The sequence below is a fragment of the Pseudomonas mosselii genome, assembly GCF_019823065.1.
GTDB lineage: Bacteria > Pseudomonadota > Gammaproteobacteria > Pseudomonadales > Pseudomonadaceae > Aquipseudomonas > Aquipseudomonas mosselii.
Window position 1 is genome coordinate 685850 of the sequence record NZ_CP081966.1, and the last position, 13049, is coordinate 698898.

At 62.9% G+C, this 13049-nt stretch carries 11 protein-coding genes; 8 read left to right on the forward strand and 3 right to left on the reverse strand.

Annotated features, from left to right (window positions below):
- Positions 1-110 precede the first annotated feature (110 nt).
- A complete protein-coding gene (locus K5H97_RS03075; RefSeq protein ID WP_028688248.1) occupies positions 111-2408 on the forward strand; it encodes a YgiQ family radical SAM protein in 2298 nt (765 codons plus the stop codon).
- 135 nt (positions 2409-2543) lie between these two features.
- Here the strand turns inward: K5H97_RS03075 and K5H97_RS03080 are convergent, their stop codons facing one another.
- A complete protein-coding gene (locus K5H97_RS03080; RefSeq protein ID WP_028688247.1) occupies positions 2544-3131 on the reverse strand; it encodes an LOG family protein in 588 nt (195 codons plus the stop codon).
- 346 nt (positions 3132-3477) lie between these two features.
- On the opposite strand from K5H97_RS03080, the gene azu reads away from it, so the two are divergent.
- Positions 3478-3930 (forward strand): azurin, encoded by a 453-nt coding sequence (azu, locus tag K5H97_RS03085; RefSeq protein ID WP_028688246.1) that lies wholly within the window; start codon positions 3478-3480, stop codon positions 3928-3930.
- Between the two features lie 66 nt (positions 3931-3996).
- Here azu and nadE read toward each other — a convergent pair whose 3' ends face one another.
- Both nadE and pncB read right to left on the reverse strand, forming a co-directional pair.
- Entirely contained in the window at positions 3997-4824 is an 828-nt protein-coding gene (gene nadE, locus K5H97_RS03090) for an ammonia-dependent NAD(+) synthetase (protein ID WP_028688245.1), read from the reverse strand.
- Positions 4825-4827: 3 nt separating this feature from the next.
- Positions 4828-6033, reverse strand: a complete 1206-nt coding sequence (pncB, locus tag K5H97_RS03095; protein ID WP_028688244.1) for a nicotinate phosphoribosyltransferase — start codon at positions 6031-6033, stop codon at positions 4828-4830.
- A 441-nt stretch (positions 6034-6474) separates the two neighbouring features.
- On the opposite strand from pncB, the gene K5H97_RS03100 reads away from it, so the two are divergent.
- The 6 genes from K5H97_RS03100 to K5H97_RS03125 all read left to right on the forward strand — a co-directional run bounded on the left by K5H97_RS03100 (position 6475) and on the right by K5H97_RS03125 (position 12990).
- Positions 6475-7611, forward strand: coding sequence for a branched-chain amino acid ABC transporter substrate-binding protein (locus tag K5H97_RS03100; RefSeq protein ID WP_028688243.1), 1137 nt, complete (start codon positions 6475-6477; stop codon positions 7609-7611).
- A gap of 156 nt (positions 7612-7767) precedes the next feature.
- Complete coding sequence (locus K5H97_RS03105) at positions 7768-8682, forward strand: ABC transporter permease subunit (protein WP_028688242.1); 915 nt, start codon at positions 7768-7770, stop codon at positions 8680-8682.
- Positions 8683-8684: 2 nt separating this feature from the next.
- Positions 8685-9986: a high-affinity branched-chain amino acid ABC transporter permease LivM gene (livM, locus tag K5H97_RS03110; RefSeq protein ID WP_028688241.1), complete on the forward strand. Its 1302-nt coding sequence runs from the start codon at positions 8685-8687 to the stop codon at positions 9984-9986.
- Entirely contained in the window at positions 9983-10858 is an 876-nt protein-coding gene (locus tag K5H97_RS03115) for an ABC transporter ATP-binding protein (protein WP_028688240.1), read from the forward strand. Before livM ends, K5H97_RS03115 begins: the two co-directional genes overlap by 4 nt.
- Positions 10855-11571: an ABC transporter ATP-binding protein gene (locus K5H97_RS03120; RefSeq protein WP_028688239.1), complete on the forward strand. Its 717-nt coding sequence runs from the start codon at positions 10855-10857 to the stop codon at positions 11569-11571. Before K5H97_RS03115 ends, K5H97_RS03120 begins: the two co-directional genes overlap by 4 nt.
- A gap of 651 nt (positions 11572-12222) precedes the next feature.
- The gene (locus K5H97_RS03125) at positions 12223-12990 is read left to right on the forward strand and encodes an SDR family oxidoreductase (RefSeq protein WP_023629361.1); all 768 of its coding nucleotides are present in this window, start codon (positions 12223-12225) and stop codon (positions 12988-12990) included.
- Positions 12991-13049 lie beyond the last annotated feature (59 nt).

Consider the following 13049-nt stretch of genomic DNA (forward strand, 5'->3'; position numbering starts at 1 on the left):
GCTGGCCTGTTCGCCCGTCCATGAATCCGACCATCACCGTCGGATTTGGTCAAAATTTGTGCTATATTCCGCGCCCGCGATTTTCCTGCACATTAGAACCGGTCACTGACATGCAAGCAGCCAAACCACTCTACGACTATCCCAAGTACTGGGCCGAATGCTTCGGGCCAGCGCCTTTCCTGCCGATGAGCAGGGAGGAGATGGATCAGCTCGGCTGGGATTCCTGCGACATCATCATCGTGACCGGCGACGCCTACGTCGACCATGCGTCGTTCGGCATGGCCATCATCGGCCGTCTGCTGGAAGCCCAGGGTTTCCGCGTGGGCATCATCGCCCAGCCGAACTGGCAGTCGAAGGACGACTTCATGAAGCTCGGCGAGCCGAACCTGTTCTTCGGCGTCGCGGCGGGCAACATGGACTCGATGATCAACCGCTACACCGCGGACAAGAAGATTCGTTCCGATGACGCCTACACCCCCGGCGGCATGGCCGGCAAGCGTCCGGACCGCGCCAGCCTGGTGTACAGCCAGCGCTGCAAGGAAGCCTACAAGCACGTGCCGATCGTGCTCGGCGGCATCGAGGCCTCGCTGCGCCGCATCGCCCACTACGACTACTGGCAGGACAAGGTCCGCCACTCGATCCTGGTCGATGCCAGCGCCGACATCCTGCTTTACGGCAACGCCGAGCGGGCGATCGTCGAGGTCGCCCAGCGCCTGTCCCAGGGTGAAAGCATCGAGCACATCACCGATGTGCGCGGCACCGCGTTCATTCGCCGTGACACCCCGCAGGGCTGGTTCGAGATCGACTCCACGCGCATCGACCGTCCGGGCCGGGTCGACAAGATCATCAACCCGTACGTGAACACCCAGGACACCCAGGCCTGTGCCATCGAGCAGGCCAAGGGCGAGCAGGAAGACCCGAACGAAGCCAAGGTCGTGCAGATCCTCGACAGCCCGAGCGTCACCCGCGAGAAGTCGGTGATCCGCCTGCCGTCGTTCGAGAAGGTACGCAACGACCCGGTGCTCTACGCCCACGCCAACCGCGTGCTGCACCTGGAGACCAACCCGGGCAATGCCCGCGCCTTGGTGCAGAAGCATGGCGACGTGGATGTGTGGTTCAACCCGCCACCCATTCCCATGACCACCGAGGAAATGGACTATGTGTTCGGCATGCCCTACGCACGCGTCCCGCACCCGGCCTATGGCAAGGAGCGCATCCCGGCCTACGAGATGATCCGCTTCTCGGTGAACATCATGCGTGGCTGCTTCGGTGGCTGCACCTTCTGCTCGATCACCGAGCACGAAGGCCGGATCATCCAGAACCGCTCCCACGAGTCGATCCTGCACGAGATCGAGGAGATGCGCGACAAGGTGCCGGGCTTCACCGGCGTGGTCTCCGACCTTGGCGGCCCGACCGCCAACATGTACCGCATCGCCTGCAAGAGCCACGACATCGAGAAGCACTGCCGCAAGCCGTCGTGCGTGTTCCCGGGCATCTGCGAGAACCTCAACACCGACCACAGCTCGCTGATCGAGTTGTACCGCAAGGCCCGCGCCTTGCCGGGGGTGAAGAAGATCCTGATCGCCTCGGGCCTGCGCTACGACCTGGCGGTCGAGTCGCCGGAATACGTGCGCGAGCTGGTCACCCACCACGTCGGCGGCTACCTGAAGATCGCCCCGGAGCACACCGAGCGTGGTCCGCTGGACAAGATGATGAAGCCGGGCATCGGCACCTACGACCGCTTCAAGCGTATGTTCGAGAAGTTCTCGAAGGAAGCGGGCAAGGAGCAGTACCTGATCCCGTACTTCATCGCCGCGCACCCGGGCACCACCGACGAAGACATGATGAACCTGGCCCTTTGGCTCAAGGGCAACGGTTTCCGCGCCGACCAGGTGCAGGCGTTCTACCCCTCGCCGATGGCCTCGGCCACGGCCATGTACCACTCGGGCAAGAACCCGCTGCGCAAGGTCACCTACAAGAGCGAAGGGGTGGAGATCGTCAAGAGCGAGGAGCAGCGCAGGTTGCACAAGGCGTTCCTGCGCTACCACGATCCGAAGGGCTGGCCGATGCTGCGTGAAGCGTTGCAGCGCATGGGCCGCGCCGACCTGATCGGCCCGGGCAAGCACCAATTGATCCCGCTGCACCAGCCGCAGACCGACAGCTACCAAAGCGCCCGACGCAAGAACTCGACGCCGGCCGGCAGCCACAAGGTGGGCAAGGACCAGAAGATCCTCACCCAGCACACCGGCCTGCCACCGCGCGCCAGCGACGGCAGCAAGCCGTGGGACAAGCGCGAGAAGGCCAAGGCCGAGGCGTTCGCCCGCAACCAGCAGGCGGCCAAGGAACGCAAGGAAGCGGCCAAGGGCGGCAAGGGCAAGAAGCCGCGCCAGCCGGTCATTCCGCGCTGATCTACCGGCCATGGGGCTGCGTCGCAGCCCTTTCGCGACACAAGGCCGCTCCCACAGAAATACAGCGTACGCTGATCGAAGTGCGTGGGCCTTGTATCGCGAAAGGACCGCAACGCGGTCCCAGGCTCTCAGCTTTCAATCCGGCTGCTTGTCGACCCACTTCGGCAACACCGGCGATTCGAACCGATCCATCCCGTCCAGCAGCTCATCCGGCTGCTGCCCCAGCAACAGCATCGCCCGATGCTGCGGCCGCACGAAGCCCTCTTCGACGATATGGTCGAGGAACCCGCCCAGCTTTTCATAGAACCCGTTCACATCCAGCAGCCCCAGCGGCTTGGCGTGATAGCCCAACTGCCCCCAGGTCCACACCTCGAACAGCTCCTCCAGCGTGCCCAGGCCGCCCGGCAGGGCGATGAACGCATCGCTGAGCTCGGCCATGCGCGCCTTGCGCGCGTGCATGCCGTCCACCACTTCCAGGCGGGACAGGCCCTTGTGGCCGATCTCGGCGTTCATCAGGCTTTGCGGAATGATACCGATGACTTCGCCACCGGCGGCCAGCGCGGCATCGGCGACGGTGCCCATCAGGCCGACCGCGCCACCGCCGTAGACCAAGGTCAGGCCACGGCGTGCGATGGCCTGGCCCAGGGCCACGGCGGCTTCGCGGTAGGCGGGGTTGGCACCGATGCTGGCGCCACAGAAGATACAAACGGAACGTACAGGCATTGCTTATCTCCCTTTACATGCGCGCACAGGGTAAGGCGCATGCCTGTCGCTTCCAAGGGGGATCATTCGGGGCGGGCGAACTCGCAGATGGCGCCACTGGCGCCGTGAGCGTAAGCGGCGAGCAGGCTGTTCATGAAGCTGGAAAGGGACATTTCATTCAACTCCTAAATGAGAGGTTGTCCCATCGTCTATCAAGAGGGCATGATGTGCACTTTGATTGGTTGTATACAATCCATTGAACAAATCTACTGTCTGGCCACTTGACACCCCTTGACCCACATCAGGTACGGGCGTCCGATTTTCAGGCAGTCTCGCAATTGATAAAACCCTGCCAAGGAGATTCATGATGTTTGCGAAAGCTGTAGCGGTATCCCTGCTGACCCTCGCCAGCGCCTCTGTCTTCGCTGCTGACAAGTGCTCGGTGACTGTCGACTCGACTGACCAGATGTCCTTCAATACCAAGGAAATCACCGTCGACAAGAGCTGCAAGGAGTTCACCGTAAAACTGACCCACTCCGGCAGCCTGCCGAAGAACGTCATGGGCCATAACCTGGTCATCAGCAAGACCGCCGACATGCAGGCCATCGCCACCGAAGGCATGTCCCAGGGCCTGGACAAGGATTACATCAAGGCCGATAACGCCGCGATCATCGCCCACACCAAGATGATCGGCGCGCCTGAGAAAGAAACCGAAGTGAAGTTCGATGCCACCAAGCTGGAAGCCGGTGGCGACTACAGCTTCTTCTGCACCTTCCCGGGCCACATCGCGATGATGAAGGGCAAGGTCATCGTCAAGTAATCAACGTCTGACGCAGTACCCTGTGGGAGCGGGGCAAGCCCGCTCCCACGTTCAACCTCATGCTATTCAGGGCGCGAACGGCAGCTCGCGCTTGTGCTGGGTCTTGCGGTAGGTGGCGACGATGATGTCGAACGCTGCCTGATCGACCGGCTGCCCATGCAGGAAGGCATCAATCTGCTGGTAGGTCACGCCGTGTGACGCCTCGTCCGGCTTGCCTGGCTCGAGGTCTTCCAGGTCCGCGGTCGGCACCTTCTCCACCAGCGACTCTGGCGCGCCGAAGCTGCGCGCAATGGCCCGTACCTGGTTCTTCACCAGCCCGCTCAGCGGCGCCAGGTCGCACGCCCCGTCACCGAACTTGGTAAAGAACCCCATCACCGCCTCGGCGGCGTGGTCGGTGCCGATCACCAGGCCCGCGCGGGCGCCGGCGACGGTGTACTGGGCGACCATGCGCGTGCGCGCCTTGACGTTGCCGACGACGAAGTCCACCAGGGTCGGCGAGCCATTTTTCAGTTCCTGAACTTCCGCCGCCAGGGCCTTCACCGCCGGGGCGATGTCGATGGTGTGCACCTCGTCGGCCTTGATCACCTCCAGGCAGGCCTGGGCATCGTGTTCGTCGTGCTGCACCTGGTACGGCAGGCGCACGGCGATGAAGGTGTAGGCCTGGTCGCCGGTCTCGCTGCGCAGCTCGTTGATGGCACGCTGGGCGAGCAGGGCGGCGGTCAGCGAGTCGACGCCGCCGCTGATGCCCAGGACCAGGGTCTTGAGCCGGGCATTGGCCAGGCAGTCCTTGATGAAGGCCACGCGCCGGGCGACTTCCCGCTCGAGCGCGGCGGCGTCTGCGAACGGCGGCTGCACCTTGAGCGCCCGGGCAATCTCTTGCTGAACGGCTTGCATGGGTTACTCCTTGCTGGGGACTTTGAATACGTGACGCAGGTAAGTGACGAAGTTCTCGTCGCGGCACTGGGTCTTGGCGGCTTCGTCGGAGATCTTCGCCACCGGCGAGCCGTTGCAGTCGGTCATTTTAAGCACGATGTTCATCGGCGCCACACCGGGGATGTCGCAGGTCAGGTTGGTACCGATACCGAAGCTGACATTGATGCGCCCACGCAGGGCCCGGAAGATCTCCAGCGAGCGGGTCAGGTTCAGGCCGTCGGAGAACACCAGGGTCTTGGTCATCGGGTCGATCCCCAGCTTCTGGTAGTGGGCGATGGCTTTCTCGGCCCAGGCCACCGGCTCGCCCGAGTCGTGGCGCAGGCCGTCGAACAGCTTGGCGAAGTACAGGTCGAAGTCCTGGAGGAAAGCGTCCATGGTGATGCAGTCGGTCAGGGCGATGCCGAGCAATCCACGGTATTCGCGGACCCAGCAGTCCAGCGCGGCGATCTGGCTGTCGATCAACCGCGGGCCGAGCTGCTGGTGGGCCATGATCCACTCGTGGGCCATGGTGCCCAGGGGCTTGATATCCAGTTTCCATGCCAGGTCGACGTTGCTGGTGCCGACGAAACGGCCCGGGAACTCATCGCGCAGCACCCGCACTACTTCTTCCTGTACGCGGCTGGAAAAACGCCGGCGGGTGCCGAAGTCGGCCACCTGCAGATGGGCCAGTTCGTCATCGCTGGCGTGGGCGCGCAGCCAGTCGAACTTGCGATGCAGCTGGTCGCGGGCTTCGGCCAGGCGCATGCGCGGATGCAGGTGGCGGTTGCGCACCTCGCTGATGATCGCCAGCAACGGCACCTCGAACAGGATCACATGCAGCCAGGGGCCGCGCAGGCGCAGGAACAGCTGATCGTTTTCGATACCGATGCGCACATAACGCAGGTTGAAGCGGAACAGGCGCAGGAAGCGCAGGAAGTCCGGCTTGAGGAAGCTGATGCGCTCGAGGAACGCCAGTTGGTCGTCATCCAGGGTCAACTCGCTGAGCCGTTCGAGCTGGTTGCGGATCTCCCCCAGGTAGGGCCGCAAGTCCTCGCCATTGCGGCAGCGGAACTCCCATTCGACGTCGGCGTCCGGGTAGTTGTGCAGGACGGCCTGCATCATCGTCAGTTTGTAGAAGTCGGTGTCGAGCAGGTTGTGCACGATGCGCTCGGCGAATGCGCTCTCGCTCATCAGGGGGAAGCTCCAAGGCGGGCAATGGCGACCATTGTGCCAGATCGCGGGGCAAGCCCGCTCCCACGCCGCTCGCGATCCTGGCCTTTGCAGGTAATTTTCCGTGCGCCAGCTAGCCTTCAAACGGTGCTGCCTGTAGCAGTCACGCACCAGCGGTGTGCAGTTCGGTGACGTCCGCTGTTACAGGTCGGTTGCACGTTAACACTCGCAAGGGTTGCAATGATGGCGCTCGGAGGTTGCTCCTTGTCTAGGTGTATCGGTAGCGCTTGCTCCGCAGTAGACGGTTGCACGCTCAATAAAGAAAAGGCCGCCGGTCGCCTCTGTTCACTCCCTGTCGTGTGTTTTCCCGGAAGACAAAACCACTGGCACGGCCCTTGCTCGGAGCACAGGGCTGAGAAGTTGTAGTGCCAACCAAAAAAAATACTCTAGGAGCACCACCTCATGTCGCAGACGTTTTACAAGAAAGGTTTCCTGGCACTGGCCGTAGCCACGGCACTGGGTGTTTCTTCGTATGTTCAGGCCGACATCAAGATCGGCGTCGCGGGTCCCATGACCGGGGCCAACGCAGCGTTTGGCGAGCAGTACATGAAAGGTGCGCAGGCAGCGGCCGATGTGATCAACAAGGCCGGTGGCGTGAACGGCGAGAAGATCGTCCTGGTCAAGGGCGATGACGCCTGCGAGCCGAAGCAGGCCGTGGCCGTGGCGAACCGTCTGGTCGACCAGGACAAGGTGGCTGGTGTAGTGGGGCACTTCTGTTCTTCCAACACCATTCCGGCTTCCGAGGTATATGCAGACGCAGGCGTGATCGCCATCACCCCCGGTTCCACAAACCCGCAAGTAACCGAGCGTGGCCTTGATGCGATGTTCCGCATGTGCGGCCGTGACGACCAGCAGGGCATCGTCGCCGGCAACTACATCGTCGATGTGCTCAAGGGCAAGAAGGTCGTCGTGCTGCACGACAAGGACACCTATGGCCAGGGCCTGGCCGACGCCACCAAGGCGCAGCTGATCAAGCGCGGCGTCACGCCGGTGCTGTACGAAGGCCTGACCCGTGGCGAGAAGGACTTCAGCGCCGTGGTCACCAAGATCCGCGCCGCCGGTGCCGATGTCGTCTACTTCGGCGGCCTGCACCCCGAGGCCGGTCCGCTGGTGCGTCAGCTGCGCGAGCAGGGCCTGAAGGATGTGGCGTTCATGTCCGACGACGGCATCGTCACCGACGAACTGGTGGCCACCGCCGGCGGCGCCCAGTATACCAACGGCGTGTACATGACTTTCGGCGCCGACCCGCGCCTGCTGCCCGACAGCAAGGCGGTGGTGGAGGAGTTCCGCAAGAACGGCACCGAGCCTGAAGGCTACACCCTGTACGCCTACGCTTCGGTCCAGGCCCTGGCCGCCGCCTTCAACGGCGCCAAGTCGAACAAGGGCGAGGATGCCGCCAAGTGCCTGAAGGCCAACCCGGTCAAGACCGTCATGGGCGAGAAGAAGTGGGACAAGAAGGGCGACCTGACCGTCTCCGACTACGTGGTCTACCAGTGGGATGCCAACGGCAAGTACCACCAGCTGGAAAAACAACAATAACAACGGCATCCGGCCCGGGCGCGCCATGCTCCGGGCCGTGGCCCCGCGGTACCTGTCATTGTCAGTAGATCTGCACAGTTCTGCGCTGCGAGGGCCGTTGCATCCGGACCCTGCGTGGTCGGCGCTCGTGCGATCTCAATCAGGTGAGATTGCGTTATGGATGGTATTTTCCTGCAGCAACTGGTCAACGGCCTGACCCTCGGGTCGGTCTACGGCCTGATCGCCATCGGCTACACAATGGTCTATGGCATCATTGGCATGATCAACTTCGCGCACGGCGAGGTGTACATGATCTCCGCGTACCTCGCGGCGATCAGCCTGGCATTGCTGGCCTACTTTGGTATCGAGTCGTTTCCGCTGCTGATGCTGGGCACCCTGTTGTTCACCATCGTCGTCACCGGCGTCTATGGCTTCACCATCGAACGCATCGCCTACAAGCCTCTGCGCAACTCCACCCGCCTGGCTCCGCTGATCAGCGCCATCGGCATCTCGCTGATCCTGCAGAACTACGCGCAGATCAGCCAGGGCGCCCGCCAGCAAGGCGTGCCGACCCTGCTCGAAGGCGCCATGCGCATCGAAGTGGGCACCGGCTTCGTGCAACTGACCTACACCAAGATCTTCATCCTGGTGGCCGCCTTCGTTGGCATGGCGCTGCTCACCTACGTCATCAAGTACACCAAGCTCGGGCGCATGTGCCGAGCGACGCAGCAGGATCGCAAGATGGCTTCGATCCTGGGCATCAACACCGACCGGGTGATCTCCTACGTGTTCGTCATCGGCGCGGTGATGGCCGCGCTGGCCGGCGTGCTGATCACCATGAACTACGGCACCTTCGACTTCTACGCCGGCTTCATCATCGGCATCAAGGCCTTCACCGCCGCTGTGCTCGGCGGTATCGGCTCGCTGCCGGGGGCGATGCTCGGCGGCATTATCCTGGGGATCTCAGAATCGTTGTTCTCCGGCCTGATCAACTCCGACTACAAGGACGTGTTCAGCTTCTCGCTGCTGGTGATGATCCTCATCTTCCGTCCCCAAGGCCTGCTGGGTCGCCCGCTCGTGGCTAAGGTGTGAATATGTCCGCTGCCAATTCTGCCTCTGTTGCCCAAACCAAAGGTTTCGACCTCAAACGCAGCCTGCTGGAGACGATCGTCGCCGGTCTGCTGGCCCTCATCGTCTTCGGTCCGGTCGTCGGCGTGGTACTTGACGGCTACAGCTTCAACGCCGAACCGGCCCGCGTGGCCTGGCTGGTCGGCGGTGTGATGGCCGGGCGTTTCATCCTCAGCTTATTCCTGCAGACACCGACCGGCCAGCGCATGCTCCAGGGCTTCGATAGCGGTGGTTCGGGCGTGCATGTACTGGCGCCGGACTACAAGTCGCGGCTGCGCTACATCATCCCGGCGCTGATCGTCATCGCCATCGTGTTCCCGGTGTTCGCCAACAAGTACTTGCTGACCGTGGTCATCCTCGGCCTGATATACGTGCTGCTGGGCCTGGGCCTTAACATCGTGGTGGGCCTGGCGGGCCTGCTCGACCTGGGCTACGTGGCGTTCTACGCCATCGGCGCCTATGGCCTGGCCCTCGGCTACCAGTACCTGGGCCTGGGCTTCTGGAGCGTGCTGCCGCTGGCGGCGATCGCCGCGGCGCTGGCGGGGTGCATCCTCGGGTTCCCGGTGTTGCGCATGCACGGCGATTACCTGGCCATTGTCACCCTGGGCTTCGGCGAGATCATTCGCCTGGTGCTGAACAACTGGCTGTCGTTCACCGGCGGCCCGAATGGCATGCCGGCGCCGTCGCCGACCTTCCTGGGGCTGGAGTTCGGCCGCCGGGCCAAGGATGGCGGAGTGCCGATCCATGAGTTCTTTGGCTTCGATTACAACCCCAACCTGAAGTTCGTGTTCATCTACGCCGTGCTGTTCCTGGTGGTGCTGGCGGTGCTGTACATCAAGCACCGGCTGACTCGCATGCCGGTGGGCCGCGCCTGGGAAGCCCTGCGCGAGGACGAGATCGCCTGCCGTTCCATGGGCCTGAACCACGTGCTGGTCAAGCTCTCGGCGTTCACCCTGGGCGCCTCCACCGCTGGTTTGGCCGGGGTGTTCTTCGCCACCTACCAGGGCTTCGTCAACCCATCGTCGTTCACCTTCTTCGAGTCGGCACTGATCCTCGCCATCGTCGTGCTCGGCGGCATGGGCTCGACCGTGGGCGTGGTGATCGCCGCGTTCGTGCTGACCGTGGCCCCGGAGCTGCTGCGCAGTTTCTCCGAGTACCGGGTGCTGCTGTTCGGCGTGCTGATGGTGCTGATGATGATCTGGCGACCGCGGGGGCTGATCCGCATCAGCCGTACCGGTGTGGTCCCGCGTAAAGGAGTGGCGCCATGAGCGACGAAATCATTCTGTCGGTCGACAACCTGATGATGCAGTTCGGCGGGATCAAGGCGCTCAGCGATGTCAGCCTGAAGGTCAAGCGCAACCAGATCTTCGCCCTGATCGGCCCCAACGGCGCCGGCAAGACCACCGTGTTCAACTGCCTCACCGGCTTCTACAAGGCCAGCGGCGGACGTATCGAGCTGAACGTGCGCGGCAGCCACACCAATGTCATCCAACTGCTCGGCGAGCGCTTCCAGGCGGCGGACTTCGTCTCGCCGGCGCGCCTCGCCAACCGCCTGTACTACAAGATGTTCGGCGGTACCCACCTGGTCAACCGCGCAGGTCTTGCACGGACCTTCCAGAACATTCGCCTGTTCAAGGAAATGTCGGTGGTGGAAAACCTGCTGGTGGCCCAGCACATGTGGGTCAACCGCAACCTGCTGGCCGGCGTGCTCAATACCCCGGGTTACCGCAAGGCCGAGAGCGACGCGCTGGACCATGCGTTCTACTGGCTGGAGGTGGTCGACCTGATCGATTGCGCCAACCGCCTGGCTGGCGAGCTGTCATACGGCCAGCAGCGCCGCCTGGAAATCGCCCGGGCCATGTGCACGCGGCCGAAGATCATCTGCTTGGACGAGCCGGCCGCCGGCCTCAACCCGCAGGAGACCGAGGCCCTGAGCCGCATGATCCGCGTGCTGCGCGATGAGCACGACATCACCGTGGTGCTGATCGAGCACGACATGGGCATGGTCATGAGCATCTCCGATCATATCGTCGTGCTCGACCACGGCAACGTGATCGCCGAAGGCACGCCGCAGGACATCCGCCACAACCCGACGGTGATCGCCGCCTACCTGGGTGCAGATGAAGAGGAGCTGATATGAGTGCGCCCATTCTTGAGCTGAAGGACCTGGATGTGTTCTACGGGCCGATCCAGGCCCTGAAGAAAGTCTCCATGCATATCAACGAGGGCGAGACGGTGAGCCTGATCGGCGCCAATGGCGCGGGCAAGTCGACACTGCTGATGTCGATCTTCGGCCAGCCGAGGGCGGCCTCCGGGCAGATCGTCTATCGCGGCACCGACATCACCCGCAAGTCGTCGCACTACATTGCCTCCAACGGTATCGCCCAGTCTCCGGAGGGGCGCCGGGTGTTCCCCGACATGACTGTCGAGGAGAACCTGATGATGGGCACCATTCCGATTGGCGACAAACATGCCGGTGAGGACATGCAGCGCATGTTCGAGCTGTTCCCACGGCTCAAGGAGCGGCGCAACCAGCGTGCCATGACCATGTCCGGCGGCGAGCAGCAGATGCTCGCCATCGCCCGGGCGCTGATGAGCCGGCCCAAGCTGCTGCTGCTCGATGAGCCCTCGCTGGGGCTGGCACCGATCGTGGTCAAGCAGATCTTCTCCACCCTGCGCGAGCTGGCGCAGACCGGCATGACCATCTTCCTTGTGGAGCAGAACGCCAACCATGCGCTGAAGCTGTCGGACCGGGCCTATGTGATGGTCAACGGGCAGATCCGCATGACCGGGACCGGGCAGGAGCTGTTGGTCAACGAGGAGGTGCGTAACGCCTATCTGGGCGGGCACTGAGTTACATTCCACAGATCGCGGGGCGAACCCGCTCCCACAAGCGCCTCATTTGGGCCTGTGGGAGCGGGCTTGCCCCGCGATGCGTTTTATGCCAGACGGCAGATGTGGACAACTTGTCGCATATCTTTCTTGAAACACGGCACAACCCCACTGCAAACCCTTGTTTCCACAAGTGGAAAACTTTCCACGGATTATGTGGAACCGCCTGTGGAAAACATGGTGGCACCTCGCTCCAGCCCAGATAAATCAGCGCGTTCGAGCACTTGGTCGTTTTTTGACCAATAACGGTTTGTGCATGATTTTGCATGTGTTTTGCGCAGCCCATGGATATACCCACAGCGGGGAAATTTCTGTGGATAACGTTGTGGGAAAACCTTGGACAGACCGCCAGAGACGGCATGGTTGAAAGCCTTGCGCCATCATCCACGGATGTCCACAGCGCGCAGAGGTTCCCTTGACCCGACGAGTTGCCCCCAATCCATGGGGAAAGCCTTGTGGATAAGGTGCGCATAGCCCGGTGCAGCCCTTCTACCACGGGCCTCAGCGAGGTTAGTACATTTTTTGACCAGCGGTGATGACGGTTGTGGTCGAGCCCTGCGCCGGGCATGCTGCGAGGCCTGTCGACGACAATCCAACGCTAAGGAGAAGAGCATGACATCCACCGTATTCATCACTGGCGCGACGTCCGGTTTTGGCGAGGCCACCGCCCGCCGTTTCGCCGACGCCGGCTGGAAGCTGGTACTCACCGGTCGGCGCAAGGAGCGCCTGGATGCGTTGTGCCAGGAACTGTCGGCCAAGACCGAGGTGCACGGCCTGGTGGTCGATGTGCGTGACCGTCAGGCCATGGAAGCCGCCATCGCCAGCCTGCCGCCGAGCTTCGACAAGCTGCAGGGCCTGGTCAACAACGCCGGCCTGGCGCTGGGCGTGGACGCCGCGCAGAACTGCAGCCTGGACGACTGGGAAACCATGGTCGACACCAACATCAAGGGGCTGATGTACACCACTCGCCTGCTGTTGCCTCGATTGATTGCCCATGGGCGTGGCGCGTCGATCCTCAACGTCGGTTCGGTGGCGGGCAACTACCCGTACCCGGGCGCGAATGTGTATGGCGGCACCAAGGCCTTCGTCGGCCAGTTTTCCCTGAGCCTGCGCTGCGACCTGCGAGGAACGGGCGTGCGGGTGAGCAATATCGAGCCGGGGCTGTGCGAGAGCGAGTTCTCGCTGGTGCGCTTCGGCGGTGACCAAGCCAAGTATGACGCCACCTATGCCGGCGCCGAGCCAATCCAGCCGCAGGACATCGCCGAGACCATCTTCTGGATTCTCAACCAGCCGGCACATATCAACATCAACAGCCTTGAGCTGATGCCAGTGAGCCAGGACTGGGCAGGGTTCTCGATCGACCGGTCGGCCAAGGGCTGATACGCCAATGATCGCGGGGCAAGCCCGCTCCCACGATGGCGTGGGAGCGGGCTTGCCCC

Coding starts and splice junctions, on each gene's coding strand:
- K5H97_RS03075 (WP_028688248.1), top strand. CDS start 111: ATGCAAGCAGCCAAACCACTCTACGACTATCCCAAGTACTGGGCCGAA.
- K5H97_RS03080 (WP_028688247.1), bottom strand. CDS start 3,131: ATGCCTGTACGTTCCGTTTGTATCTTCTGTGGCGCCAGCATCGGTGCC.
- azu (WP_028688246.1), top strand. CDS start 3,478: ATGTTTGCGAAAGCTGTAGCGGTATCCCTGCTGACCCTCGCCAGCGCC.
- nadE (WP_028688245.1), bottom strand. CDS start 4,824: ATGCAAGCCGTTCAGCAAGAGATTGCCCGGGCGCTCAAGGTGCAGCCG.
- pncB (WP_028688244.1), bottom strand. CDS start 6,033: ATGAGCGAGAGCGCATTCGCCGAGCGCATCGTGCACAACCTGCTCGAC.
- K5H97_RS03100 (WP_028688243.1), top strand. CDS start 6,475: ATGTCGCAGACGTTTTACAAGAAAGGTTTCCTGGCACTGGCCGTAGCC.
- K5H97_RS03105 (WP_028688242.1), top strand. CDS start 7,768: ATGGATGGTATTTTCCTGCAGCAACTGGTCAACGGCCTGACCCTCGGG.
- livM (WP_028688241.1), top strand. CDS start 8,685: ATGTCCGCTGCCAATTCTGCCTCTGTTGCCCAAACCAAAGGTTTCGAC.
- K5H97_RS03115 (WP_028688240.1), top strand. CDS start 9,983: ATGAGCGACGAAATCATTCTGTCGGTCGACAACCTGATGATGCAGTTC.
- K5H97_RS03120 (WP_028688239.1), top strand. CDS start 10,855: ATGAGTGCGCCCATTCTTGAGCTGAAGGACCTGGATGTGTTCTACGGG.
- K5H97_RS03125 (WP_023629361.1), top strand. CDS start 12,223: ATGACATCCACCGTATTCATCACTGGCGCGACGTCCGGTTTTGGCGAG.